Raw genomic sequence first — 25,346 nt, forward strand, 5'->3', positions numbered from 1 at the left:
CCAGCACAAGGCCCGCATCCAGGACGTCGGCAAAACCGTGAAACGCGCCGAAACGATCAAGGAACACGAACAGCAGCGAGGTTAAACGTCAAGCTCAGAGCCAGTCCGCGAACTCCAGCGCCAGCTCGCCGTCCTGCCGCCGCCCCACCGTCAGCGACCGGGTGCCGGACTCGACCGCCCGGAACAGCGTCCAGCCGCGCAGCCGGTCCTGGTCCACCTCCAGCGAGTCGGCGAGCTTCCTGACCCGGCGGCGGGCCGTGACGGCGCCCCCAGGCGACGCGATGAGGTCCTCCACCCGGTCACGCGCCAGTCGAGCCAGGTCGTAGGCGCGCTCGCCGGTCAGCGGTTCCGGACCGACGGCCAGCCATGGCGCGCGCTCGGCGGACAGGACCTTGCTCTGCCGGAAGTTGCCGTGCAGCAGGAGGAGTTCGGGGGAGTCGGCGACCAGTTCGTCGCGGGCCGCGAGTGCGGCGGAGACGAGCGGCCCGAGCTCCTCGTCCCGCTCGGCGGCGGCCCGCATCGGCTCCGCCTGCCGGGCGGTGCGCTCGGCGACGGTCTCGAAGGAGTGACTGGCAGGCGGCTCGACCCACAGGCGCCGTAGGGTGCCCGCCGCCTCCAGCAGGGCCTTCGCCTCGGGGAGGGAACGCAGGGACACCTCGTGGTGCAGCCGCTCGAGCAGCAGGGCGCCATCAGGCACCTGGGCGTCCGCACCGGTCAGGAGCTCGACGGCGCCCCAGCCCTTCCAGCGCGCGAGGGCGGCCCGTTCGAGCGCGGGCGCGGCGCGAGGGGGCGCCACCTTCAGGACGGCGGGCGTCCCGTCCTCCCGGTGCACCAGGAGGACGAGACTGCTGCGTCCCCCAGGTGCCACGACCCGGTCGAGGGTGACCTGGTGCCCCGCTGCGGACAGTGCTTCGTCGGTGAGTGCGGGAAGCCGGCCGAGCCACTCGGCGGCGGGAGCGTCCCCGTACGTCTCGCCGAGCGCTCGGACCAGACGCTGCGGCGGTTCGAAACCCATACGTGCCTTGTTCCCTTTCAGAGCTTGCTCAGCGCGTGACACCCGTGGAGCCCGCCTCCGCCGTGGTGTCCGGGGAGTCGGCCTTCTCCGCGAGCCCAGGAAAGGCTACGCCGGACCCACGCCAGCGCACTCCACGCACCGCGGCCTCCCGGAGCGCGCCCGCGGCGTCCTGCCGCAGCGGTCCCCGTGCGGCCCGTACGAGATCGGAGTACACGCCCGCGACCCGCTCCTCCAGCACGGCCGCGAGCCGCATCGCGGTCGCCGGGTCCCGGACCGCGAAGGGCAGGGCGTAGGCGGCGTCCGCCGCCACCGGTGTGCCGCCGAGGTCACGCACGGTCCGGGCGAGCGCGTCGCGCCGGGCGCGGTGGGCGTCGACGGCTGCGGTCGCGTCGCCCCGGCGGGCCCCTTCGAGCCTGCCGCCCAGGGCCCCGTAGCCGTAGACCGCGGCGTGCTCCGCGGCGAGTGCCGCCTGCGCGGCCCGCAGCGGCTCCGCGTCGGCGGGGTTGTCGGCCTCCTGTGTCATGCCGGGGTCTCCTTGGCCAGCTCGGTCAGCAGATAGGCGTTGGCCGCACCGGCCGCGGCGATCGAGGCCAGCAGCCTGGCCAGTTCGGAATCGGCCTCCAGGAGGGCTGCGGCGCGGTCGTCGGCCACCTGCCGCTCCTGGGCCGCCAGTGCTCTCAGCGCTGCCTTCGCGTCGGTGGGAAGCGCCGACGGGGCGGGCGCGGGCGGGCCGCCCTTCGGGGGCCCGCCGAGCGCGGCCAGGTGGGCCCCCACGGCGGCTCTCAGCGGAGCGAGTCCGGCCTCCGTCAGGGGATGCGCGGCGGCGACCTGGTCGTAGCGGGCGAGCAGGGACACCCCGGCGCCGGCAGCCGCGGACCTCACTGAGCTCCGGGCCCGAAGCGAGGCCGCCTCGGCCTTCACGCGACGGTCCCGCGGCTCACCCGGACCGCTCCCGCATCCTGTCAGCACCGCGCCCAGGGCGAAGGCGCCCGTAGCGGTGAGCGCACTCCTGCGCGTCGTCCCCGTCCGGCGCACTTGTCTCCTTCAGCCTGGTTTCTGACAGTTTTTGACCTGAAGTGATCACCGGAGGTGAGCGTACCCGCGGTGGGGCGGGAGGCGGACGGCAACACCCCTGCGGACCGGATACCCTTTGATCCGACACGCGACGATCCACACAACAGCACACGCGGCCGAGGAGTCACCCGGATGAGCACCACCCAGAGCGACAGGCTGCGCGAACTGCTGGAGCCCCTCGTCAACGCCCAGGAGCTGGACCTCGAGGAGATCGAGCTGTCCCGGGCCGGCCGCCGCCAGGTGCTGCGGGTGATCGTGGACTCGGACGACGGCGTTGAGCTCGACACCTGCGCGGAGCTCAGCCGTACCGTCTCCGCGACGCTGGACGAGACCGACGTGATGGGAGAGGGCGAGTACGTCCTCGAGGTGAGCTCTCCGGGCGCCGACCGCCCGTTGACCGAGCACCGCCACTACGTACGCGCAACCGGCCGGCTGGCGAGACTCACCCTGGGCGACGGCGGCGAGCTGGTGGCCCGCATCCTCGGGGTGGACGACGAGGGACTCGATCTCGAAGTGCCCGGCGTCAAGGGCCGCAAGCCCACGGCGCGCCGCGTCGCCTTCGACGAGATCGCCAAGGCGCGCGTGGAGATCGAATTCAACCGCAAGGACAAGAAGGAAGAGGAGGCGTAGCCGTGGACATCGATGTGAAGCTTCTGAAGGGCTTGGCGCAGGACAAGGAGATCCCCTTCGACGTGCTCGTCGGGGCGATCGAGTCGGCCCTCCTCATCGCGTACCACCGCACCGAGGGCAGCCACCGCCGCGCGCGCGTCGAGCTGGACGCCAACGGCCACGTCACGGTGTGGGCGAAGGACGACCCGGCCGAGCTCGAAGAGGGCCAGGAGCCCAAGGAGTTCGACGACACCCCGTCCGGCTTCGGCCGTATCGCGGCGACCACCGCCAAGCAGGTCATCCTGCAGCGGCTGCGCGACGCCGAGGACGACCGGACGTTCGGCGAGTACGCCGGCCACGAGGGCGACGTCGTGACGGGTCTGGTCCAGCAGGGCAAGGACCCGAAGAACGTCCTGGTCGACATCGGCAAGCTGGAAGCCATCCTGCCGGTGCAGGAGCAGGTGCCCGGCGAGGAGTACACCCACGGCCTGCGACTGCGCACCTACGTCGTCCGGGTCGCCAAGGGTGTGCGCGGTCCTTCCGTGACGCTCTCGCGCACTCACCCGAACCTCGTGAAGAAGCTCTTCGCGCTGGAGGTACCGGAGATCGCCGACGGCTCCGTCGTCATCGAGGCCATCGCCCGCGAGGCGGGTCACCGCACCAAGATCGCGGTTCGCTCGACCCGGGCCGGCCTCAACCCCAAGGGTGCCTGCATCGGCCCGATGGGCAGCCGTGTGCGCAACGTCATGGCCGAGCTGCACGGCGAGAAGATCGACATCGTCGACTGGTCGGACGACCCCGCCGAGATGGTCGCCAACGCGCTGTCACCCGCGCGGGTGAGCATGGTCGATGTCGTGGACCTCGGCGCGCGCTCCGCCCGGGTGACCGTGCCGGACTACCAACTGTCGCTCGCGATCGGCAAGGAGGGGCAGAACGCCCGCCTGGCCGCGCGGCTCACCGGCTGGCGCATCGACATCCGCCCGGACACCGAGACGGACGCCGAGCGCGACGTCGCCGACCGTGAGCGGGCCGAGCGGGCCCGGGAGCGGTCCGAGCGGGGCTGATCACCGGACCGCTCGCGGGCCGCCCAGGAGGTGGCCCCGGGGGCGTCCGAAGGAACAGATCGAGGCGGCGTGCCGCTGAGATCACGACAACATCCGTTCGATTTTTACCCCAGAGGGGTGAGGTCGGCGCGGGGAGGTAGACTTAGCCGTGTCTGGCCGGACGCACGCCCGCGCTTGCCCCGAGCGAACCTGTGTGGGATGCCGGGAGCGAGCGGCCAAGAGCGAGCTGCTGCGCATCGTGGTGGGCGAGGGTGAAGTAGTCCCTGATCCACGCGGTACGCTGCCCGGCCGGGGTGCGTACGTCCACCCCGTCCCTGTCTGTCTCGACCTGGCGGTCCGCCGCCGGGCATTCCCCCGGGCCCTCAAGGCCGAGGGGCCGTTCGACACCGCGGCACTGCGGCGGTTCGTCGAGCGGGTGACACCGTAAGAAAGTGAACGGCACGGGTCCCCGTGCGGTCAGGTACCTCGCGAGTTGGAAGTAGGTCGAGATTGCGATGAGCACTCGATGAGTACGCGATGAGTACGCCCATGAAGTAGCGACGGTCCGGCGGTAACCCGGACCTAAAAGGAGCGATGTGGCTAAGGTCCGGGTATACGAACTCGCCAAGGAGTTCGGCGTCGAGAGCAAGGTCGTCATGGCCAAGCTCCAAGAACTCGGTGAATTCGTCCGTTCGGCGTCCTCGACGATCGAGGCGCCGGTTGTACGCAAATTGACTGACGCACTGCAGGGTCCCGGCGGCAACGCCGGCAAGTCCGCTGCAAAGCCTGGCGCGCCTCGCAAGGCCGCCCCCGCAAAGCCCGCGGCACCGGCTCCGGCCGCCGCCGCACGTCCTGCCGCCCCGAAGCCCGGCGTCCCGGCCCCCAAGCCGGCCGCCGCCGAGACTCCGGCGCAGAGCAGCACCCCCTCGGCGCCCTCCGCGCCGTCGGCGGGTCCCCGTCCGGGCCCCAGGCCCGCGCCGAAGCCCGCCCCGGTCACTCCGGTGCCCGCAGCCGAGTTCTCGGCTCCGGCTCCGGCACAGCCGAGCGCACCCCAGCAGCAGGCCCCGCGTCCCGCGGGTGCCACCCCGGGACCGCGTCCTGCCGGTGGCCCCGCCCGTCCGGCTCCGGCCGGCGGTCAGCGCGACGGCGGCCGTGGTGGCGAGCGTGACGGCGGTCGTGGTGGCGAGCGCGGCGGAGACCGCCCCGCACGCCCCGCCGGCCAGGGCGCACCCCGCCCCGGCGGCTCCCGTCCGGCCGGACCCCGTCCGGGCAACAACCCCTTCACCTCCGGCGGTTCCACCGGCATGGCGCGCCCTCAGGCGCCCCGTCCCGGCGGTGCCCCGCGCCCCGGCGGCGGTCAGGAGCGCCCCGGCGCCCCGCGCCCGCAGGGTGGTCCCGGCGGCGCCCCGCGCCCGCAGGGCCAGGGTCAGGGCGGCGCACGTCCGTCCCCGGGCGGCATGCCCCGTCCGCAGTCTCCCCGTCCGGGCGGTGCCCCCTCGGGTAACCGTCCGAACCCGGGCATGATGCCGCAGCGTCCCGCTGCGGGCCCGCGTCCCGGTGGTGGCCCCGGCGGCGGTGGCCGCGGTCCCGGTGCCGGCGGCGGTCGTCCCGGCGGTGCCGGCGGCGGTCGTCCCGGTGGCGGCGGCTTCGCAGGCCGTCCTGCCGGTCCCGGTGGTGGCGGCGGCGGCTTCGCCGGCCGTCCCGGTGGTCCCGGTGGCGGTGGCGGCGCAGGCCGTCCCGGTGGTGGCGGCGGCTTCGGCGGTCGTCCCGGCTTCGGTGGACGTCCCGGCGGCCCGGGTGCCCGTGGTGGCACACAGGGTGCGTTCGGCCGTCCCGGTGGTCCCGCGCGTCGTGGCCGCAAGTCGAAGCGTCAGAGGCGCCAGGAGTACGAGGCCATGCAGGCCCCGTCGGTGGGCGGCGTCATGCTGCCTCGCGGCAACGGGCAGGCTGTCCGGCTGTCGCGCGGTGCGTCCCTGACCGACTTCGCGGAGAAGATCAACGCCAACCCGGCGTCGCTCGTCGGCGTGATGATGAACCTCGGCGAGATGGTCACCGCCACGCAGTCCGTCTCCGACGAGACGCTGAAGCTGCTCGCGGACGAGATGAACTTCGTCCTCGAGATCGTCAGCCCCGAGGAGGAGGACCGCGAGCTGCTCGAGTCCTTCGACATCGAGTTCGGCGAGGACGAGGGCGGCGAAGAGGCCCTGGTCTCCCGTCCGCCGGTCGTGACCGTCATGGGTCACGTCGACCACGGTAAGACCCGGCTGCTGGACGCGATCCGCAAGACGAACGTCGTCGCGGGCGAGGCCGGCGGTATCACGCAGCACATCGGTGCGTACCAGGTCTCCTCCGAGGTCAACGGCGAGGACCGCCGGATCACCTTCATCGACACCCCGGGTCACGAGGCGTTCACCGCCATGCGTGCACGTGGTGCGAAGTCCACCGACATCGCGATCCTCGTGGTGGCGGCGAACGACGGTGTGATGCCCCAGACGATCGAGGCGCTGAACCACGCCAAGGCGGCCGACGTGCCGATCGTGGTCGCGGTCAACAAGATCGACGTCGAGGGTGCCGACCCGACCAAGGTGCGCGGTCAGCTCACCGAGTTCGGGCTGGTGGCCGAGGAGTACGGCGGCGACACGATGTTCGTCGACATCTCCGCGAAGCAGGGCCTCAACATCGAGGCACTGCTGGAGGCCGTCGTCCTCACCGCCGACGCCTCGCTCGACCTGCGGGCCAACCCGGAGCAGGACGCGCAGGGTATTGCGATCGAGTCCCACCTCGACCGCGGCCGCGGTGCCGTCTCGACCGTCCTCGTCCAGCGCGGAACGCTGCGCATCGGCGACACGATGGTCGTCGGCGACGCGTACGGCCGTGTCCGGGCGATGCTCGACGACAACGGCAACAACGTCCAGGAAGCGGGTCCCTCGACCCCCGTCCTGGTGCTGGGTCTCACCAACGTCCCGGGTGCCGGCGACAACTTCCTGGTGGTCGACGAGGACCGTACGGCCCGTCAGATCGCCGAGAAGCGTGCCGCCCGTGAGCGCAACGCCAACTTCGCCCGCAAGGGTGTCCGGTTCTCCCTGGAGAACCTGGACGAGGCGCTCAAGGCCGGTCTGGTCCAGGAACTCAACCTCATCATCAAGGGCGACGCGTCCGGTTCGGTGGAGGCTCTCGAGTCCTCGCTGCTCCAGCTCGACGTCGGTGAAGAGGTCGACATCCGGGTGCTGCACCGCGGTGTGGGTGCGGTCACCGAGTCGGACATCAACCTGGCGACCGGCTCCGACGCCATCGTGATCGGCTTCAACGTGCGCGCCGCAGGGCGTGCCGAGCAGATGGCCGAGCGCGAGGGCGTGGACGTCCGGTACTACTCGGTCATCTACCAGGCGATCGAAGAGATCGAAGCGGCCCTCAAGGGCATGCTCAAGCCGGAGTACGAAGAGGTCGAGCTCGGCACGGCGGAGATCCGCGAGATCTTCCGCTCGTCCAAGCTGGGCAACATCGCCGGTGTGCTGGTCCGCTCCGGCGAGGTCAAGCGCAACACCAAGGCGCGCCTGCTGCGCGATGGCAAGGTCATCGCGGAGAACCTCAACATCTCCGGTCTGCGCCGCTTCAAGGACGACGTCACCGAGATCCGCGAAGGCTACGAGGGCGGTATCAACCTCGGAAACTTCAACGACATCAAGATCGACGACGTCATCGCGACGTACGAGATGCGCGAGAAGCCGCGAGGCTGATCGACGGGGATTCCCGGGGGGCGACCCCCGGGCTCTCTTCCACAGTCGGGGCCGGTCGACGGGTCGTATTTCCGTCGATCGGCCCCGGCCGTTCCGTGTACGGTTCTGGTGTCCCCGCCAAGCGATGGCGGGGTACCGAACCCGAACCGGCGGGACATCCGGACACACATGTATGTGGGGACTCTGTCCTTCGATCTGCTCCTGGGCGACGTACGGTCGTTGAAGGAGAAACGCTCGGTCGTCCGCCCGATCGTCGCCGAGCTCCACCGCAGGTTCGCGGTGAGTGTCGCGGAGACGGGTGACCAGGACCTCTACCGCAGGGCCGAGATCGGTCTTGCCGTGGTCTCCGGGGACACCGGGCACCTCACAGACGTACTCGACCGGTGCGAACGCATGATCGCGGGCCGGCCGGAAGTGGAGCTGCTGTCCGTACGGCGGCGGCTGCACAGCGACGAAGACGATTGAGCAAGGCTTAAGAAGGAGACGGACCAGTGGCCGACAACGCGCGGGCAAAGAAGCTGGCGGACCTCATCCAGGTGGTGGTCGCCGAAAAACTGCAGCGCGGTATCAAGGACCCGCGTCTGGGCACGCACGTGACCATCACGGACACTCGTGTCACCGGCGACCTGCGGGAGGCCACGGTCTTCTACACGGTCTACGGCGACGACGAGGAGCGGGCCAGTGCGGCCGCGGGCCTGGAGAGCGCCAAGGGCATCCTGCGCTCGGCGGTCGGCGCCGCGGCGGGGACGAAGTTCACCCCGACCCTGGCCTTCGTGGCCGACGCCCTGCCGGACAACGCCAAGGCGATCGAGGACCTGCTCGACCGGGCACGCGCCTCGGACGCCAAGGTGCGCGAGGTGTCTTCCGGTGCCACGTACGCCGGTGACGCCGACCCGTACCGCAAGCCGGAGGACGAGTCCGCCGGGGACGACGAGGACTCGCCTTCCGCATGACGCAGAACAAGCAGGAAGAGACGCCGGACGGACTTGTCATCGTCGACAAGCCGTCCGGCTTCACCTCGCACGACGTCGTGGCGAAGATGCGCGGCATCGCCCGCACCCGGCGGGTCGGTCACGCCGGCACGCTGGACCCGATGGCGACCGGTGTCCTCGTGCTCGGCGTGGAGCGGGCGACCAAGTTGCTCGGCCACCTCGCGCTCACCGAGAAGGAGTACCTGGGGACGATCCGCCTCGGCCAGGACACGGTCACCGACGATGCGGAGGGCGAGTTCACCTCGTCCACCGATGCCTCGGGAGTGACCCGTGAGGGCATCGACGCCGGTGTCGCGGCTCTGACAGGCGCGATCATGCAGGTGCCGTCCAAGGTCAGCGCCATCAAGATCGACGGCAAACGCTCCTACGCACGGGTGCGCGGCGGCGAGGAGTTCGAGATCCCGGCCCGCCCGGTGACGATCTCGTCCTTCCGCGTCTACGACGTCCGCAACGAGGTCGCCGAGGACGGCACCCCCGTCGTCGACCTGGTGGTCTCGGTGGTCTGCTCGTCGGGTACGTACATCAGGGCCCTGGCCCGCGACCTCGGCGCCGGGCTCGGCGTCGGCGGGCACCTGACCGCGCTGCGGCGCACACGCGTCGGGCCGTACGGCCTGGACGCGGCCCGGACGCTCGACCAGCACCAGGAGAAGCTGACCGTGATGCCGGTGGCCGAGGCCGCCGCATCCGCCTTCCACCGCTGGGACGTGGACGAGAAGCGCGCCCGGCTGCTGCTCAACGGGGTGCGGCTGGACATGCCGTCGTATCCACCGGGACCGGTCGGGGTCTACGGGCCCGACGGGGCGTTCCTGGTGCTCGTCGAGGAGGAGAAGGGCAAGGCCAAGAGCCTCGCCGTCTTCGCCTGAGCAGATCGGCCGGCCGCCCGATGGTCCCGCCGCCCGGTGGCCCGGCCGTCCGACGGCTTGCGCACCGGTGATCCCGCGGGTCCGTCGTGGAGCGGGCAGGCCCCCGGGTGCTGCCCGCTCCACGATCCCCCTCCCCGGACCATCCATGTCCAGGTGAACCCGTCGATTCACCCCGATGGGCGGGCGCTCGGAGCGCCAGGGGGGTGTGAGGGGGGCGCTTTCGCCTCTCGCGTTTCTCGTGCGGATCACTCGGCATCTACCGTCTGACCCATGGGCAGCGGGGACCGGTCGAAACTTGTGAGAATCTGCGATCAGGCCGGCCGGCCGCGGGGGACCGGGTTCGTCGCGGACGACCGGGGCACTGTCGTCACCAGCCATCAGGTCGTCGCGCCGTCGGCCCCGCTGACACTCCATGCCGCGGACGGCCGTACCTGCGCGGTCGGCTCCGACGACATCACCACCCTGCCGGACCAGGGCCTGGCACTGCTCCGCACCGGCGGACCCGAGGCACTGGGGGTGGAGCCGCTCCCCATCGCCGTACGCGAACAGATCGGGACCGGCACCTACGTGCGGATCGCGGCCCACGGCTGGCGCGAGGCGCGGGTGCTGGGGACGATCCCCGCGACGTACTCCGAAGGCGGACGGGAGCATCCGGTCGCCGAGGCGCTCGAGCTGGCGCTCGGCACGGACGGGCGCGACGCGCTGCGGTCCGGCGGCGCCGCGGTCGGCGGGCCCGTGACCGACCCCTGCACCGGAGCGGTCCTGGGGGTGCTCTCGACCGCGCTGAGCGCGGGCCGGGAGACGGCCGGGCTCGCGGTGCCGCTGACCGGCGGGGGCCCGCTGGGCGAGGTGCTCCGCCGTAACGCGAGCGGAGTCCCGGGATACGGCTGCGACCTCAACCTCGCGGGAGCACTCCAGCTGACCGCCACCTCGCTCGGTCACGCCGACAGCCGCCCCGGTGGCGTCGAGGCCGTAGAACGTCCCCGGATCAGTGCCGAGTTCGCCGCCTTCGAGGCCGCGACCGGCCCCGTCCTCGGGCTGGTCGGCGCGCCGGGCACCGGCCGCACCACCGAGTTGGCCGCACTGGCCGGCCGCAGGGCCCGCGGCCCCGTCCCCGCCCTCACGCTCTGGCTGCGCGGAGCCGATCTGCTGGCCGACGACACCTCGGTCACCGACGCCATGACCCGGGCGCTGCAGCACTCCGGGAAGATCATCACCGCGGCCGGAGCCCGGGGCGACATGGCGGTCGCGACGCCGGAACGGGTGGCCCGCCTCGCGTCCGATTCGGGAAACCCGCTGCTCGTGGTCGTGGACGGGCCGGAGGAGATGCCGCCGCTGCTGGCCCACCGGCTCGGCGGGTGGACCGAGGCCACGGCCGCTTGGCTCCTTCTCCACGGAGTCCGGATGGTGGTCGCCTGCCGCCCCGAACACTGGGAGACCGCCGGAGCGCTGTACCCGCGGGGCGCCCTGCACCGGCCCGAGCGGCCCGCCGGAGGGCTGCCGCCCGCGGTCCGGCTCGGCGACCTCACGACCGGCCAGGCAGAGCTCGCCCGGGAGCGTTACGGCATCCCGCCCGGCGCGATCGCGCCCGGCCACGACAAGCACCCCCTCACGCTGCGCCTGCTCGCCGAGGTGCGGAAGGCCCTGCCGCCGGACGTGCCCGGCAGGCCCGGTACCGAGGAGGTCTTCGCCGCCCATCTGGACCTCGCCTGCGTCCGCATCGCCGTCCGGATCGGGGCCCAGTCGGAACCCGGGCTCCGTGGCGCGGCGGTCCGCAGACTGGCCGCGAAGGTCGCCGGGCAGGTCCACGAGGCGGCCAGACGCTGCCTCGGTCCGGGCCAGGGCGAGCTGGACCGGGCGGCTTTCGAGGAGATCTTCCCCTGGCGCACGGGGTGGGCCTCGGCCGTCCTCACCGAAGGGCTGCTGGTCCCGGCCGGTCCGGGATACCGCTTCGCCCACGAGGAGCTGGGCGACTGGGTGCAGGGCGCCCACCTCGACCTGGACGCCGCGCTGCGCTCCCTCGTTCACCGGTGGCACGCCGAGGAGCCCCCGGACGGGAGCGGCCAGGCCTCCGGGACCCGGCCACCGGCCGTGGCCGACGCCCCCGACGAGCCCCGGAACCTCCCCGTCCCACGCCACCGCACCGGCCCCGTGATCCAGGCCATGCTCCTGCTGGAGCGACGGCAGGGCCCGGCGGCGCTGGCCCACCGGATGGCGGACCTGATCGAGGCCATGGACCGTCTCGGCGCCGAGGACGGCACGGGTGCCCGGTACCCCGACGCTGCCTGGTGGGCCGCCCGTCTGCTGCGGGAGAGCCTGATCAGGGTGCCCGACGCGCGTCCCTACCTCGGGGTGCTGCGGGTCCTCACCGGGCGGATCACCCGGCGCTCCCTGTCCGGGGGCGGACCGGCCGCCCTCGGGCCGTACGCCGGGTTCGGGCCATGGTTCTGGTGCCGGACGCGTCTGCCCGAGTACGACCGGATCGACCTCCTGCGCAGGCTGCTGCCCGCCGACGGCGCACCGCGCACGGACGGCGGCCTGCGCTACCTGGACGCGGTGGCACGGCGCCTGGCCGCCGATCCGAAAACCGTGCAGGGACTGCTCTGCCAGTGGTTCACGGACGAGAGCCCGCTGCCCGCCGAGGAGAGCGCGCCCGTAGGGCTCACCGTGGCCGCCGCTGCCCAGGCGCTGCTGTACGCCCGCCGGGACCTCGCCGTCGACGACCTGACCGAGGCGCTCGTGGACACCTCCCACCCCCGCGCCGCCGAACTGCTCTCCGCGCTCTTGGAGGACGAGCCGTCCGCCCTGTGCCGGGCCGTCAGCCGCTGGGCGCGCGACGAGGAGAGGCCGGGACGGCGCGCCGCGGCGGCCGTTCACGCCACGCTCGCCGCCGCACGCACCCTCACCGGCGCGGACCGCGCCCTGCTGCGCGGCGCGGCACTCACCCTGCTGGCCCGTCCGGACGACACCGCCCTGCACGCACGGGCCCTCACCGTCCTGATCCGCGACCCGGGAACCGGGGGCCGCTACCTGCCGCAGGCCCTGCGGATCTTCGCCGCCGGTGACCCGCGGCTGTCGGTGTCCCTGCTGACGGAGGTGTTCCCCCGGTACCCCGAACCCGTGCTCGCGGCGCTGCGCGCCCGGCTGTCGCTTCCGGGGGAGGCCGCCGACGCAGTGCTGAGGGAGCTGGCGGGTCTGGACACCCCCGCCCTGGCGCTGCACGCGCCGGGCCTCGTACGCCGGTACATCGACAGCCGTCCCGGGGGAGAGGGCGGGGCGCAGGCCGCCGCGTACGTGGAGCTGAGGCTGGAGCACAGCCCGGCCGCCCGCGCGCTCCTGCTGCCTCTGGTGACCGGCCTCCTGCGGGACCGCCCCGCACCGCCGTCGGTACGGGCTGCCCTGGCCCGGGTGCTCGCCGCGCCCGGGAGCGTTGCGTCCAGACCGCTCCGTGCCGAGCTGCTGGAGGTCCTGCTGGAGTTCGAGCAGAACACCGGGAGGGACCCGGAGGTCCTCGAAGCACTGCTGCGGGCCGCCGCGGCCGGTTCCGGGCGCCGTCCGGAGGCCCGCACGCGTGCACTCGTACACCGCACGGGCCTGCTCCTCGTCCGGACGCCCGAGGGGGCGGCCCGCTTCGACCGCGGGATCGTCGAGCTCGCCCGGGACGTTCCCGGATTCGCGGCCCTGGTCAACGGATGGCTGGCCGACGCGCCGCAGGAATGGGCTGCCGTGGTGGGACCCTCGGCCCGCCGGACGACCCAGGTGCCGGACGGTCCACGGTCCGGGATCCAGATGCCGATGCAGGCCGCGGGGTGCGAGCATGGCAGTCTTAGACCTGCGTAATGACATACACACGTACACAGGTTCGGGCGAGGAGCGGTCACAGTGCAGTGCTGGCGTGGCTTGGAGGACATCCCCGAGGGCTGGGGACGCAGCGTCGTCACCATCGGCTCCTACGACGGGGTGCACCGTGGGCACCAGCTGATCATCGGCCGTGCCGTGGAGCGGGCGCGGGAACTCGGCGTACCCTCCGTCGTCGTCACCTTCGATCCGCATCCGAGTGAGGTCGTGCGGCCGGGCACGCACCCGCCGCTGCTCGCCCCGCACACGCGGCGCGCCGAGCTGATGACGGAGCTGGGCGTCGACGCGGTGCTGATCCTTCCGTTCACCGCCGAGTTCTCGAAGCTGGCGCCCACCGAATTCATCACGAAGGTAATCGTCGACAGGCTGCACGCACGGCTGGTCATCGAGGGACCGAACTTCCGGTTCGGCCACAGGGCGGCGGGCAACGTCACGCTCCTTGCCGAGCTCGGCCCTACGCACGACTACAGCGTCGAGGTCGTCGACCTCTTCGTGAGCGGGGAGGCGGGCGGCGGCGAGCCGTTCTCATCCACGCTGACCCGCCGCCTCGTCGCCGAGGGCGACGTCGAGGGGGCGGCGGAGATCCTCGGCCGTCCGCACCGGGTGGAGGGCGTCGTGGTGCGCGGCGCGCAGCGCGGCCGTGATCTGGGCTACCCCACGGCGAACGTGGAGACCCTGCCGCACACCGCGATCCCGGCCGACGGCGTCTACGCCGGCTGGCTGACGGCGAACGGCGAGGTGATGCCCTCCGCGATCTCCGTCGGCACGAACCCGCAGTTCGACGGCACCGAGCGGACTGTCGAGGCGTACGCGATCGACCGCGTCGGCCTCGACCTGTACGGGCTGCACGTGTCGGTGGACTTCCTCGCCTATGTGCGCGGCATGCTGAAGTTCGAGTCGATCGACGACCTGCTGGTCGCCATGGCCGCCGACGTGAAGCGGAGCGGCGAGCTGATCGCGGCGTACGAACGGGCCTGACGCCCGTCGCGTACAGCGGTGTGCCGGGCGGCCCGGGGCGCTCCCGCGGACCGTACGGTACGACACCGGGCCCGGCGCTCGGCCTCAGCCCGCGCCGGGGCGGCTTCACGCGCCGAGATCCCAAGGCCACGCTCGCCCCGGACCTCGTCAACCGGGACTTCACCGCCCAGGGGCCGAACCGGCTGTGGGTCACCGACCTGACGATAATTCCGACCGTTGAGGGCCCGTTGTGGCTGTCCGCGATCCGCGACGCGTTCTCCCGCCGGGTCGTGGCCTGGGAAACCTCCGCCCGCGCGGACGCCGACCTGGTCCTGTCCAGTCTGGAGTACGCGCTCGCCTCTCGCGAGGTTGAGCCCGGCAAGCTCGTCCACCACGCCGACCACGGCTGTCAATATACGTCCATCAAGCTCACAACTCGCCTCGTGCGGGCGGGAATTCATGCATCGATGGGCTCGGTCGGCGACAGTTACGATAACGCCCTCGCGGAGAATCTCTGGATGCTGACGAAGACCGAATGCGTCCGCGGCCGCGTCTTCGCCACCAGGGCCGAAGCGAACCTCGCGCTCTTCGAATACTTCGACGGTTTCTACAACAGCCGACGTATCCAGAAGCGGCTCGGCTACCTCAGCCCGATCGAGTTCGAGGAGAAGCACTACTCCGATCAGGCAGCGGCCAAAAGAGTCAACCTGAATTTCCGTCAACCCGCTCTGACCAGCTGATCAGCACCTCCCGAGCAACGGGGGAACCTCACAGGCGGGAGTCGATGGAAAGGTGGTGCTGCTTTCCCAGAGCAAGGCCGCATTGGCCCAGTGGGTTCAGCACCGTGCCCGGCCGTGGATTCCCAAGCCCGTCAGGCGGGTGTTCATCCCCAGACCGGGGACCATGAAGAAGCGCGGACTCGGGATTCCCGTGATTGTCGACCGGTGTCTGCAAGCTGTGGCGCTGGGAGCATTGGAGCCCGAGTGGGAAGCGCGGTTCGAGCCAAAGTCCTATGGCTTTCGGCCCGGCCGCGGCTGTCACGACGCGATCGGGGCCATCTACTCCACGCTCAACGGGAAGAACCCGCAGCGTGTGTGGGTACTCGACGCGGACCTGACGGCGGCGTTCGACCGTATCGACCACGCCCGGCTCATGGCTGCACTCGGCACCTTCCCCGCCCGGGGACTGGTCCGTCAGTGGCTGAAGGCCGGGGTCGTGGATCGCGGTCGGTTTGCCCCGACCGAGGAGGGAACTCCGCAGGGTGGGGTGATCAGCCCATTGCTCTTCAACGTGGCCTTGCACGGAATGGAGGAAGCCGCAGGGGTCCGCTATTACACCGCCGGCAGAGATGCCGGGAGTGCGCAAAGCGGCAGCCCCGTGCTGGTGCGGTACGCAGATGATTTTGTCGCGATGTGCATCAGCCGTGAACAGGCCGAACAGGTCAAGGAACTGCTGGCTGCATGGCTGACGCCCAGGGGACTCGCCTTCCACGAGGACAAGACACGCATCGTCCACGCGGAGACCGGGTTCGACTTCCTGGGGTTCAACGTCCGCCGCTATCACGGCAAATTGCTGATCAAGCCGAGCAAAGCGGCCCGGAGGCGGATCCGAGAACGGCTCAGCACCGAAATGGTGGCCCTGCGAGGGGCCAACGCCGGTGCGGTACTCAAGAAGATCAACCCGATCGTGCGGGGTTGGTCGGCCTACTACCGGACGGTGGTGTCCAGCGAGATCTTCACGGCGCTGGACAATCACATGTGGAAGCTCGCTTACAAGTGGGCTAAACACAGTCACCCGAACAAGCCGAAGCACTGGATTTCCGACAAGTACTTCGGCCGGTTCAACAGGACCAGGAGCGACCGGTGGGTGTTCGGTGACCGCGACAGCGGCGCCTACCTGCTCAAGTTCTCCTGGACGAAGATAGTCCGGCACCAGTTGGTCAAGGGGAAGGCGTCCCCGGACGACCCTGCCCTGGAGTCATATTGGGCTCAGCGGCGCCGCAAGGGAAACCCTCTACCGGTCGATGCTATGACCGTGCGTCTGCTACAGGCACAGCGCGGCCGTTGCTCGATCTGCGGAGGACTCCTGCTGCACGCCGATCACCCGCCGCAAAGCCCACAAGAATGGGAAACGTGGCGGGCAGTCATCCGGAAAGCGATCTCCAAGCAATACATCGCGTTCCCGGACGAGAGCGCGCAGGACGGTCAACGAATCCGTCTCCTCCACACCCATTGTCAACGGCGGAATGGAGCCGCCGCGATGAGAAGTCCAGCACCTTTGTCTGCCGACGAGCCTTTGGGGGCTTGCTTGAGCCGTGTGCGGTGAAAGCTGCTTGCACGGTTCTGAGGGGGCGGGGACGCAGTAATGCGTCCCCGCTACCCGACTCATCATCGGCAAGGACGGGAAGTCGGCCATCGGCACCCTGGTCGAGCGCGCCACCCGCTACGTCATGCTCCTGCACCTGCCCGGCGACCACGGCGCCGAAAGCGTCCGGGACGCGCTGGTCACCACGGTCCAGACCCTGCCCGCCCGCCTCCGGCGGTCCCTGACCCGGGACCAGGGAAGCGAGATGGGCGGGCACGGCTCCTTCACCGTTGCCACAGACGTCCCGGTCTACTTCTGCGACCCGGCCAGCCCCTGGCAACGCGGCTCGAACGAAAACACCAACGGCCTGCTCCGCCAGTACTTCCCCAAGGGCACCGATCTCTCAGTACACGCGCGCGAACACCTCAACGCGGTCGCTGCCGAACCCAACGGCCGCCCACGCAAAACGCTCGGCTGGGAAACCCCAGCCGAGCGCCTGCATAAACTGCTCGCGACCTGACCAACACGACCACGTGTTGCGACGATCCCTAGAAACCGCCTGGCGTGCCGGGCCCGGTGTCGTACCGGGTGGGATTCAGGGCGCCGCGGGTGCCTCGACGACCCCGGCCGCCGCCCAGTGACAGGCGACGCCGGTCCGGCCGTCGCCCTCCAGCACCGGCAGGTCCTTCGTGCGGCACGCGTCCGCGACCCCTGCCCGCTCCGCCTCGCCCGAGGCGAGGACCTGGCAGCGAGCGTGGAAGCGGCAGCCGGACGGCACCTTCGAGGGGTCCGGCGGCTCACCCGTCAGGATGACCGGCTCGCCGTCCGCCTCCGGCAGCACCGACAGCAGGGCCTGGGTGTACGGATGCCGGGGGGCCGTGAGGATCTGCTCGACATCGCCCGTTTCCACGATCCGGCCGAGGTACATCACCGCGACCCGGTCCGCGATGTTCCAGGCCAGGCCCAGGTCGTGCGTCACCACCAGCGCCGAGAGTCCCAGCTCGTCGCGCAGCCGCAGCAGCAGCGCCAGGATCTCGCCGCGCACGGAGGCGTCCAGCGAGGCGACCGGCTCGTCCGCGACGATGAGCTCCGGTTCAAGGACCAGGGCGCCCGCGATCACGACGCGCTGGCGCTGACCGCCCGACAGCTCGTGCGGGAAGCGCAGGAAGAACCGCTCCGGGGGCCGCAGCCCCGCTCGCGACAGGGCCCCGGAGACGGCCGCCCGCTCGTCGCCCGCGTAGCCGTGGATACGCAGGCCCTCGGCAACCGCGTCATAGACCGTGTGGCGCGGGTTGAGCGAGCCGCTCGGGTCCTGGAGCACCAGTTGCACGCGCTTGCGGTACGCCTTGAGTGCCCGTCCCCTGTAGTCGAGCGGCTCGCCGCCGAAGGTGACCCGGCCGGCGGTGGGCGGTACGAGCCCCAGCAGGGACCGGGCCAGCGTCGTCTTCCCGCAGCCCGACTCGCCGACCAGGGCGACGATCTCACCCGGCCGGATGTCGAGGTCGACGCCGTCCACCGCACGCGCGGTCGCCGCCCCGCGCCGGCCGGGGAACGCCACCTTCAGTGACTCGGCGCTGAGCAGGGGGGCCGGGGGAGTGGTGGTCATGAGGTGCTCCTTGCTTCCTCGGTGCCGGCGTGCGGGGCCGGTGCCGGGGTGACGTCCGTTTCCACGAGCACGCAGGCGGCCCGCCGCGCAGGGCCGGCGTGGCGCAGTTCCTGGTCCTGTGTGGTGCAGGAGTCCAGCGCCGCCGTGCACCGCGGATGGAACGTGCAGCCCGAGGGCAGTGCCGAGGGGTCCGGCGGGTCGCCCGGCAGACCCCGCGGCGCGTGCCGGGACGAAAGGTCGCCGATGCGCGGGAAGGCGGCGGACAGGGCGCTCCCGTAGGGGTGCCTGGCGCTCTCGTAGACCTGTTTGGCGGGACCCTCCTCGACGACCCGCCCGGCGTACATCACCGAGAGCCGGTCGCAGGTGTCGGAGAGCACCGCCAGGTCGTGGCTGATCATGATCAGGCCGAGGTCCTGCTCGCTGACGAGCTGTTCGATCAGCCGCAGGATCTGAGCCTGGATCATCACGTCGAGTGCCGTGGTGGGTTCGTCGGCGATGACCAGCCGCGGGTCGCAGGCGAGCGCCATCGCGATCATCACGCGCTGGCGCTGGCCCCCGGACAGCTCGTGCGGGTACGCGTCCGCACGGGCGGCCGGAAGACCCACCTGCTCCAGCAGTTCGCCGGCGCGCCTGCGCGCGGCGGCGGGCGTCGCCCTGCGGTGCAGCAGGATCGGTTCGGCGATCTGGTCCCCGATCCGGTGCACGGCGTTCAGCGAGTGCATCGCGCCCTGGAAGACGATCGACGCCCCCGCCCAGCGCACGGCGCGCAGCCGGCCCCACTTCATGGTGAGGACGTCCTCACCGTCGAGCAGGATCTCCCCGCTCAGGGTCGCCGAGGCGGGCAGCAGCCGGAGCAGTGCCAGCGCCAGCGTCGACTTCCCGCAGCCGGACTCCCCGGCGATGCCGAGCTTCTGGCCGGCCTCGACCCGCAGGTCGACGCCGCGGACGGCGGGGACCGCCAAGGCCCCGGAACCGTACGTGACGTGCAGGTTCCGGACGTCGAGCAATGGCTGCCCGGTCTCCGGCCTCTCCACGCTCTCTGTCTTCACAGCGGTCAACGGGACACCCCCAGCTTGGGGTTGAGCACGGACTCGATGGTGCGGCCGCACAGCGTGAACGCGAGTGCGACGACCGCGATGGCGAGTCCGGGCGGAGCGAGGTACCACCAGTTGCCGGAGCTGACCGCTCCGGCCTCACGGGCGTCCTGGAGCAGCCCGCCCCAGGAGACGATCGTCGGATCGCCGAGCCCGAGGAAGGCGAGGGTCGCCTCGGTGAGGATGGCGGTGGAGATCACGAGCGTGGTCTGCGCGAGCACCAGGGGCATCACGTTCGGCAGCACGTGCCGGGACATGATGTGGCCGTGCCCGCCGCCGAGAGCCTTGGACCGTTCGATGTACGGACGGGACTCCACGGACAGCGTCTGCGCACGCACGAGCCGTGCCGTCGTCGGCCAGGTCGTCACGCCGATGGCGAGGATCGTCGTCCAGAGCGACCGCGAGAGCACGGTCGCCAGCGCGATGGCGAGCACCAGCGTCGGCATGACCAGGAACCAGTCGGTGATCCTCATGACGACGTTGCCGTACCACCCCTTGAAGTGGCCGGCCGTGATGCCCACCAGTGTCCCGATGGCCACCGAGAGGAACGCGGCGAGCAGACCCACCGTCAGCGAGACGCGCGTCCCCCACACCAGCAGGGCGAGCAGACTGCGGCCGAACTGGTCGGTGCCGAGGGGGAACTCGGCGCTCGGCGACTCCAGGGGGCCGCCTGGGGCATCGGCGACGCTCTGTGAGTCCGCGCCGACCAGCAGCGGGGCCGCCAGCGCGATCAGGGCGATCAGGGCGAGCACGGTGAGACCGGCCAATCCCGCCCGGTGCGTACGGTACTGCCGCCAGAAGCGGGTCGCCGCCTGCCGCCTGCGGGTCCAGGTCAGCGCGCGCGGGCTGATGACCTGCGCGGCGTCGGTCGTGGTCGTCATCGGCCCACCCGGGGATCGAGGAGCGGATAGATCACATCGGCGAGCGTGTTCATCAGGATCACCGCTGCGGCGAACATGAAGAACAGCGCCTGCACCAGCGGCAGGTCGGGGACGCTCAGTGCCTGGTAGAAGAGGCCTCCGAGGCCGGGCCAGGAGAACACCGTCTCCACCAGGATGGCGCCCGCCACGGTGTTGCCCAGGTTGACGAAGAGCAGGGTCACCGTCGGCAGCATGGCGTTCGGTACGGCGTGCCGACGGCGTACGAGGTCGTCGCGCAGCCCCTTCGCCCGGGCCGTCGTCAGATAGTCGCTGCCCATCTCGTCGAGCAGCGAGGAGCGCATCACCAGGAGGGTGCGCGCGTACTCGACGGCGACCAGGGTGACGACGGGCAGGACCAGATGGTGGGCCACGTCGACGACGTACGCGAAGCCGGTCTCGCTGCCCGACTCCATGCCTCCGGTCGGGAACATGCCGGGGACCGGCCCGATGCCCACCGACAGGGTGATGATCAGGAGCAGGCCCAGCCAGAAGGAGGGCACCGAGTACAGCGTCAGGGCGAAGGCGGTGTGGAAGCGGTCGCCGGCCGAGCCGTTGCGCCAGGCGGACCTGGCGCCCAGCCAGATGCCGATCGCGGTGTAGATCACGAAGGCGGTGCCGGTGAGCAGCAGCGTCGCGGGCAGCGCCTCGCTGATCTTGTCCATGACGGGGGCGTGGAACTGGTACGACGTGCCGAAGTCCCCGGTCAGGGCCTTGCCGCAGTACTGGGTGAACTGCTGCCAGAGCGGCAGGTCCAGGCCGAATTCCTTGCGCATCGCGGCGATCTGCTCGGTCGAGACCTGGCGGCCGCCGGTCATCTGCTTGACCGGGTCGCCGGGGATCAGGCGGAACAGGAAGAAGCTGGTGACGAGCACGGCGAACAGCGAGACGGCCGCACCGGCCAGCTTGCCCGCCGCATAGCGGAGATAGGCGGTCGTGCTGCGGGCGCGTGGACTGCGGGCCGACGGCCCGGCCGGAGCCGGGCCGTCGGTCGCGACAGCGTCCACGCCCGCCGCGCCCTTCAGGAGCGCGGGAGTGCTTTCTGTGCTCATGGACTATTCACGGTCTTCCGCGGTGGAACGACGACGCATGGCGAACAGCAGCCCGCCACCGGCGAGGACGACTACGGCGACACCGACACCGATGAGGACTCCGGTGGAGCTGCCGCTGTCGCCGGACGAGTCGCCCGACGCGCCGGCGGCCGGGGTGGCCGACCACCAGCTCCAGTAACCGTCCTGACCGAAGATGTTGCCCGCGTCCGACGGCATGGTCGTGATGGACTTGATCTGGTCGGTCCGGTAGGCCTCGACGGCATTCGGGTACGCCATGACGTTCATGTACCCCGTGTCGTACAGCCGCGACTCCATCTGCTTGATCAAATCGGCCCGTTTGGCGGGGTCGTATTCGGCCAGCTGCTTCGCGTAGAGCTCGTCGTACTGCTTGTCGCAGATGAAGTTGTCGGTCGCGGCGGATTCCTTCGCCTTGGCCGGCAGGGCCGCGCAGGTGTGGATCGACATCACGAAGTCGGGGTCCGGGTTGACGGACCAGCCGTCGAAGGCGAGGTCGTACTCACCCGCGTACCAGGGGTCCGAGACGTTGTCGCGGCAGTCGACCTTGAGGCCGACGCCCAGGTCGCCCCACCACTCCTGGAGGTATTTGCCGATCGCCTTGTCGTTCGGGTCCGTGGCGTGGCACAGGATGCGGAAGTCGAGCGGCTTGCCGTCCTTGCCCGCCCGCTTGCCGTCGCTGTTCTTCTTGTAGCCCGCCTCGTCGAGGAGGGCGCCCGCCTTGGCGGGGTCGAAGGCGTGCTTCTGATCGGCCGCCGGCTTCCAGAAGTACGAGCCGTAGCGGGGCGGGATGTAGCCCTCACCCTCTATGGCGTGGCCCTGGAAGACCTTGTCGATGATGGTGGTGCGGTCCACGGCCATGAAGAGCGCCTGGCGCACCTTCTGGTCCAGCAGCGCCGCGTGCCCGTCACCGAACTTCTTGCCGTCCTTGGTCCGCGCGCCCGGATTGGTGGCCAGGGCGTAGAAGCGTCGGCCTGGGGCGTCGTTCACCTTGATGTTGTCCGCCGACTTCAGGGACGCGGCCTGGGCGGGGGTCAGGCTCGGGCTGCCGGCGACGAAGGAGACTTCACCCTTTCGGAGGGCGGCGACGGCGGCGTCCTGGTCCTTGTAGTAGCGGAAGACCAGCTCGTCGAACTTCGGCGCACCGCGCCAGAAGTCCTTGTTGGCCTTGAGCTTCACGTAGCTGTCGACCTTGTAGTCCGTCAGGATGAACGGACCGTTCCCGACGATCGGGAACTTCGTGTCGTTGTTGAACTTGGAGAAGTCGCCGACCTTCTCCCACACGTGCTTGGGCACGATCGGCACGTCGAGCGCCGTCATCGTCGCCTGGGGCTGCTTCAGCTCTATGACCAGCTTGTCCGGGCTGGGAGCCGTCACCTTCCTGAAGTTGGACACGAAGCTGCCGTTCGAGGTCGCCGCGCCCTCGTCGGTCATCATCGTGTTGAAGGTCCACGCCGCGTCCTCGGCGGTGGCCTTCTCGCCGTCCGACCACTTCGAGTCGGACCGGATCGTGTACGTCCACGTCAGCTTGTCCGCCGAAGGCTCCCACTTGGTGGCCAGCCCGGGGATCGTGTGGTTGTCCTTGGCGTCGTAGTTCGTCAGGAAGTCATACATCAGCCGGTGGATGCTCGTGGAGAGCAACCGCTGTGCGAGGAACGGGCTCAGGGAGTCCACGCTCTGCGCGACCGCGACCGTGAGCGTCGACTTGCCGTCGGCGGCGTGCGCCTCCTGGGGAGCGGGGGTGAGCGGGTTGCCGGGCACGACGGATCCGGCGGCCAGGGCCAGAGCGGCCGCGCCGGAGGCGAGAAGGACGCGCAGGCGGCCGCGTGGTGGGCGGGACGGGTGTGGAGGGACTCTTGTGACCATAGGACGTGGACCTCGCGTCATGACTCGCATGGTGAAGGCGGGTAGATCTCTGGTTCGCCAGCTGGTGAAGCGAAGGTTTATCAGCGGCGGTCGAGTCGCGTCAACGGTCGTCCAAACCGCGTGTGGGCTGCGGGAATGCGATGAGGGCCCGCACCGCGTGAACGGTGCGAGCCCTCATTGGTTTAGACCTCTACTGCCTTACTGCTGAGGCGCCGAAGGCGGCTGCGGAGGGTGCTCCTGCCGGCCTGACGGCGGAACCGGGCCTCGCAGTTCGGACTGACCGGACTGATGTGCCTGGCCATCGTGGTGCGCGGGCGCCGGGAGGCCCTCGGCCGCTCCGACCCCCGGCTGCCCCTGAGGAGGCGGAGGCTGCTGCTGCCAACCGCCGGGCCGGCCGCCCGGAGCGGGGTGCGGCGGGTACGGCTGCTGGGGCACGGCGGCCTGCTGAGGCGGCTGCTGTCCGTACTGCGGCTGTCCCCCGTACGGCTGCTGGGGCGGGTAGGGCTGACCGGGCTGGGGCTGCGGGGGATACGGCTGACCGGGGTACGGCTGCGGCTGTCCGGGATAGGGCAGGCCGGGCTGCTGCTGCGGCGCGTACTGGTGGTGCCCGGGGGCCTGCTGACCGGGTGTCTGCCCTCCCGGCATCGGCGGGGCGAACTGCGGCGGCGGGCTGCTGCCGTCGGACGTCCACAGGCCCTGCTGCTGCTGGGCGCGCTGGAAGTCCTCGGCCACGAGCGCGGACAGGTTGAAGTACGCCTCGCGGGTCTTCGGGCGCATCATGTCGAGGTCGACCTCGGCGCCCGCCGACAGGTGCTCGTCGAACGGCACCACCACGACGCCCCGGCAGCGCGTCTCGAAGTGCTGCACGATGTCGTCGACCTTGATCATTTTTCCGGTCTCGCGGACACCGGAGATGACGGTCAGGGAGCGCTGCACCAGATCCGCGTATCCGTGTGCCGACAGCCAGTCCAGCGTGGTCGACGCGCTCGACGCGCCGTCGACGGACGGGGTGGAGATGATGATCAGCTGGTCGGCGAGGTCCAGCACCCCGCGCATCGCGCTGTACAGCAGGCCGGTACCCGAGTCGGTGAGGATGATCGGGTACTGCTTGCCCAGGACGTCGATCGCCCGGCGGTAGTCCTCGTCGTTGAAGGCCGTGGAGACCGCCGGGTCCACGTCGTTGGCGATGATCTCCAGACCGGAGGGCGCCTGCGAGGTGAAACGGCGGATGTCCATGTACGAGTTCAGGTACGGGATCGCCTGGACCAGATCGCGGATGGTGGCCCCGGTCTCGCGGCGCACCCGGCGGCCGAGCGTGCCGGCGTCCGGGTTGGCGTCGATGGCGAGGATCTTGTCCTGCCGCTCGGTGGCCAGGGTCGAGCCGAGCGCGGTGGTCGTCGTGGTCTTGCCGACGCCGCCCTTGAGGCTGATGACCGCGATGCGGTAGCAGGACAGGACCGGGGTGCGGATCAGGTCCAGCTTGCGCTGCCGCTCGATCTCGTCCTTCTTGCCGCCCAGCTTGAAGCGCGAGGCGCCGGAGGGCGTACGGCTGCTCTTGGCCTTCTGCTTGCCCCGGACCAGCCGGTCCGACGAGAGCTCCACTGCGGCCGTGTAGCCGAGCGGTGCGCCCGGGACGGAACGCTCACGCTGGTCGTGGGTGACCGCTGTCGGCCACGCGGAGCCGGTGCGGGGGTCGACGGGGGCCTGGGGACGGTAGGCCTCCGGCTGCTGTTGGGGCGCGGCCGGTGCGGGGAGGTGCGGGGCGCCCTGGGCCGGCTGCTGAGGGATCTGCGGCGGGAGCGGGGCGCTCGGCTGTCCCGGTGCGGAGAACTGGGGCGGCTGGGGCGTCTGCGGAGCCGGGAAGCCGTAGCCGCCCTGTGCCGCCCCCCTGCCCGGCTGCTGGGTGCCTTGCGGGAAGCCGTAGCCGCCGTGTTGCGGAGGGATCGGCGGCAGTTGTGGTGTGCCCTGGGCGGGGATCGGCTGCGGAGGTGACTGCGGGAAGCCGTAGCCGGCCTGCGGCGCGGGCGCGTCAGGGTGGGCCGGGGGCTGCGGCGGCGACGGAGGTGCGGGGTGCGCCGACGGGACGGCCGCTGCGGGTGCCTGCGGGAAGCCGTAGCCTCCCGGCGTCTCGCCCGGCCGTGCGGGCTCGGACCGCTGGGCGGGCCACTGTGCCGCGGGCTGCGGCGCGTTCGGCTGCGGTGCGGCGGGCTGGAAGGCGGGCGGGAGCGGCGGGAGACCGCCCTGCACGGGCGGGCCCGGGGACCAGGGCGCCGGTACGTTCGACGGCACGGCGTCCTCGGGAGCGCCGCCGGCCGGCGGCGCTCCCGAGGGTGGCGAATGTCCC

Annotated in this window: 19 protein-coding genes and 2 pseudogenes; 12 read left to right on the top strand and 9 right to left on the bottom strand. The window is 71.2% G+C overall.

Annotated elements, in window-relative coordinates; genetic code table 11:
- Positions 1-94 precede the first annotated feature (94 nt).
- Genes ACFU5K_RS25725 through ACFU5K_RS25735 form a run of 3 tightly spaced genes read right to left on the bottom strand, consistent with a single transcriptional unit; the run spans position 95 to position 2,050 of the window.
- Entirely contained in the window at positions 95-1,015 is a 921-nt protein-coding gene (locus tag ACFU5K_RS25725) for an aminoglycoside phosphotransferase family protein (protein ID WP_384065730.1), read from the bottom strand.
- A 28-nt stretch (positions 1,016-1,043) separates the two neighbouring features.
- Positions 1,044-1,538 carry a ferritin-like domain-containing protein gene (locus ACFU5K_RS25730; protein WP_384065732.1) on the bottom strand — a complete coding sequence of 165 codons (495 nt, stop codon included), beginning with the start codon at positions 1,536-1,538 and terminating at the stop codon, positions 1,044-1,046.
- Positions 1,535-2,050, bottom strand: a complete 516-nt coding sequence (locus ACFU5K_RS25735; protein ID WP_384065734.1) for a hypothetical protein — start codon at positions 2,048-2,050, stop codon at positions 1,535-1,537. Before ACFU5K_RS25735 ends, ACFU5K_RS25730 begins: the two co-directional genes overlap by 4 nt.
- A gap of 171 nt (positions 2,051-2,221) precedes the next feature.
- On the opposite strand from ACFU5K_RS25735, the gene rimP reads away from it, so the two are divergent.
- The 12 genes and pseudogenes from rimP to ACFU5K_RS25795 all read left to right on the top strand — a co-directional run.
- On the top strand, positions 2,222-2,719 hold the full coding sequence (gene rimP / locus ACFU5K_RS25740) for a ribosome maturation factor RimP (protein ID WP_384065736.1): 498 nt from the start codon (positions 2,222-2,224) through the stop codon (positions 2,717-2,719).
- A gap of 2 nt (positions 2,720-2,721) precedes the next feature.
- Positions 2,722-3,762, top strand: a complete 1,041-nt coding sequence (gene nusA, locus ACFU5K_RS25745; RefSeq protein WP_384065738.1) for a transcription termination factor NusA — start codon at positions 2,722-2,724, stop codon at positions 3,760-3,762.
- A 148-nt stretch (positions 3,763-3,910) separates the two neighbouring features.
- The gene (locus ACFU5K_RS25750; protein WP_384065740.1) at positions 3,911-4,189 is read left to right on the top strand and encodes a YlxR family protein; all 279 of its coding nucleotides are present in this window, start codon (positions 3,911-3,913) and stop codon (positions 4,187-4,189) included.
- Positions 4,190-4,337: 148 nt separating this feature from the next.
- Positions 4,338-7,478, top strand: coding sequence for a translation initiation factor IF-2 (gene infB / locus ACFU5K_RS25755; RefSeq protein WP_384065742.1), 3,141 nt, complete (start codon positions 4,338-4,340; stop codon positions 7,476-7,478).
- A gap of 168 nt (positions 7,479-7,646) precedes the next feature.
- Positions 7,647-7,943 carry a DUF503 domain-containing protein gene (locus tag ACFU5K_RS25760; protein WP_053929043.1) on the top strand — a complete coding sequence of 99 codons (297 nt, stop codon included), beginning with the start codon at positions 7,647-7,649 and terminating at the stop codon, positions 7,941-7,943.
- A 26-nt stretch (positions 7,944-7,969) separates the two neighbouring features.
- Positions 7,970-8,431 (top strand): 30S ribosome-binding factor RbfA, encoded by a 462-nt coding sequence (rbfA, locus tag ACFU5K_RS25765; protein WP_327113920.1) that lies wholly within the window; start codon positions 7,970-7,972, stop codon positions 8,429-8,431.
- A complete protein-coding gene (gene truB, locus ACFU5K_RS25770; protein WP_384065745.1) occupies positions 8,428-9,333 on the top strand; it encodes a tRNA pseudouridine(55) synthase TruB in 906 nt (301 codons plus the stop codon). Before rbfA ends, truB begins: the two co-directional genes overlap by 4 nt.
- Before the next feature lie 270 nt (positions 9,334-9,603).
- Positions 9,604-13,173: a trypsin-like peptidase domain-containing protein gene (locus ACFU5K_RS25775; RefSeq protein ID WP_384065747.1), complete on the top strand. Its 3,570-nt coding sequence runs from the start codon at positions 9,604-9,606 to the stop codon at positions 13,171-13,173.
- A gap of 42 nt (positions 13,174-13,215) precedes the next feature.
- Positions 13,216-14,169, top strand: a complete 954-nt coding sequence (locus ACFU5K_RS25780; RefSeq protein WP_384065749.1) for a bifunctional riboflavin kinase/FAD synthetase — start codon at positions 13,216-13,218, stop codon at positions 14,167-14,169.
- Positions 14,170-14,189: 20 nt separating this feature from the next.
- Positions 14,190-14,888, top strand: a complete 699-nt coding sequence (locus ACFU5K_RS25785) for an IS3 family transposase (protein ID WP_384065751.1) — start codon at positions 14,190-14,192, stop codon at positions 14,886-14,888.
- Positions 14,889-14,910: 22 nt separating this feature from the next.
- Positions 14,911-16,473: pseudogene (ltrA, locus tag ACFU5K_RS25790) on the top strand (group II intron reverse transcriptase/maturase); the annotation flags it as partial.
- Positions 16,474-16,531: 58 nt separating this feature from the next.
- Positions 16,532-16,972, top strand: a pseudogene (locus ACFU5K_RS25795) (IS30 family transposase); the annotation flags it as partial.
- A gap of 75 nt (positions 16,973-17,047) precedes the next feature.
- Here ACFU5K_RS25795 and ACFU5K_RS25800 read toward each other — a convergent pair.
- From ACFU5K_RS25800 to ACFU5K_RS25825, 6 genes are all read right to left on the bottom strand, one after another.
- Complete coding sequence (locus tag ACFU5K_RS25800; RefSeq protein WP_384065753.1) at positions 17,048-18,058, bottom strand: oligopeptide/dipeptide ABC transporter ATP-binding protein; 1,011 nt, start codon at positions 18,056-18,058, stop codon at positions 17,048-17,050.
- Positions 18,055-19,116: an ABC transporter ATP-binding protein gene (locus tag ACFU5K_RS25805; RefSeq protein WP_384065755.1), complete on the bottom strand. Its 1,062-nt coding sequence runs from the start codon at positions 19,114-19,116 to the stop codon at positions 18,055-18,057. Before ACFU5K_RS25805 ends, ACFU5K_RS25800 begins: the two co-directional genes overlap by 4 nt.
- Positions 19,113-20,033: an ABC transporter permease gene (locus ACFU5K_RS25810; protein WP_384065757.1), complete on the bottom strand. Its 921-nt coding sequence runs from the start codon at positions 20,031-20,033 to the stop codon at positions 19,113-19,115. The genes ACFU5K_RS25805 and ACFU5K_RS25810 overlap by 4 nt, the downstream gene beginning before the upstream one ends.
- Positions 20,030-21,121: an ABC transporter permease gene (locus ACFU5K_RS25815; protein WP_384065759.1), complete on the bottom strand. Its 1,092-nt coding sequence runs from the start codon at positions 21,119-21,121 to the stop codon at positions 20,030-20,032. Before ACFU5K_RS25815 ends, ACFU5K_RS25810 begins: the two co-directional genes overlap by 4 nt.
- Before the next feature lie 3 nt (positions 21,122-21,124).
- Positions 21,125-23,002 (bottom strand): ABC transporter substrate-binding protein, encoded by a 1,878-nt coding sequence (locus ACFU5K_RS25820; RefSeq protein ID WP_384065761.1) that lies wholly within the window; start codon positions 23,000-23,002, stop codon positions 21,125-21,127.
- A gap of 198 nt (positions 23,003-23,200) precedes the next feature.
- A partial coding sequence (locus ACFU5K_RS25825) for an AAA family ATPase (protein ID WP_384065763.1) occupies positions 23,201-25,346 on the bottom strand: 2,146 nt, incomplete at its 5' end.

The sequence above is a fragment of the Streptomyces sp. NPDC057428 genome (assembly GCF_042803195.1).
Lineage (GTDB): Bacteria > Actinomycetota > Actinomycetes > Streptomycetales > Streptomycetaceae > Streptomyces.

Coding starts and splice junctions, on each gene's coding strand:
- ACFU5K_RS25725 (WP_384065730.1), bottom strand. CDS start 1,015: ATGGGTTTCGAACCGCCGCAGCGTCTGGTCCGAGCGCTCGGCGAGACG.
- ACFU5K_RS25730 (WP_384065732.1), bottom strand. CDS start 1,538: ATGACACAGGAGGCCGACAACCCCGCCGACGCGGAGCCGCTGCGGGCC.
- rimP (WP_384065736.1), top strand. CDS start 2,222: ATGAGCACCACCCAGAGCGACAGGCTGCGCGAACTGCTGGAGCCCCTC.
- ACFU5K_RS25760 (WP_053929043.1), top strand. CDS start 7,647: ATGTATGTGGGGACTCTGTCCTTCGATCTGCTCCTGGGCGACGTACGG.
- truB (WP_384065745.1), top strand. CDS start 8,428: ATGACGCAGAACAAGCAGGAAGAGACGCCGGACGGACTTGTCATCGTC.
- ACFU5K_RS25775 (WP_384065747.1), top strand. CDS start 9,604: ATGGGCAGCGGGGACCGGTCGAAACTTGTGAGAATCTGCGATCAGGCC.
- ACFU5K_RS25800 (WP_384065753.1), bottom strand. CDS start 18,058: ATGACCACCACTCCCCCGGCCCCCCTGCTCAGCGCCGAGTCACTGAAG.
- ACFU5K_RS25810 (WP_384065757.1), bottom strand. CDS start 20,033: ATGACGACCACGACCGACGCCGCGCAGGTCATCAGCCCGCGCGCGCTG.
- ACFU5K_RS25815 (WP_384065759.1), bottom strand. CDS start 21,121: ATGAGCACAGAAAGCACTCCCGCGCTCCTGAAGGGCGCGGCGGGCGTG.
- ACFU5K_RS25820 (WP_384065761.1), bottom strand. CDS start 23,002: ATGGTCACAAGAGTCCCTCCACACCCGTCCCGCCCACCACGCGGCCGC.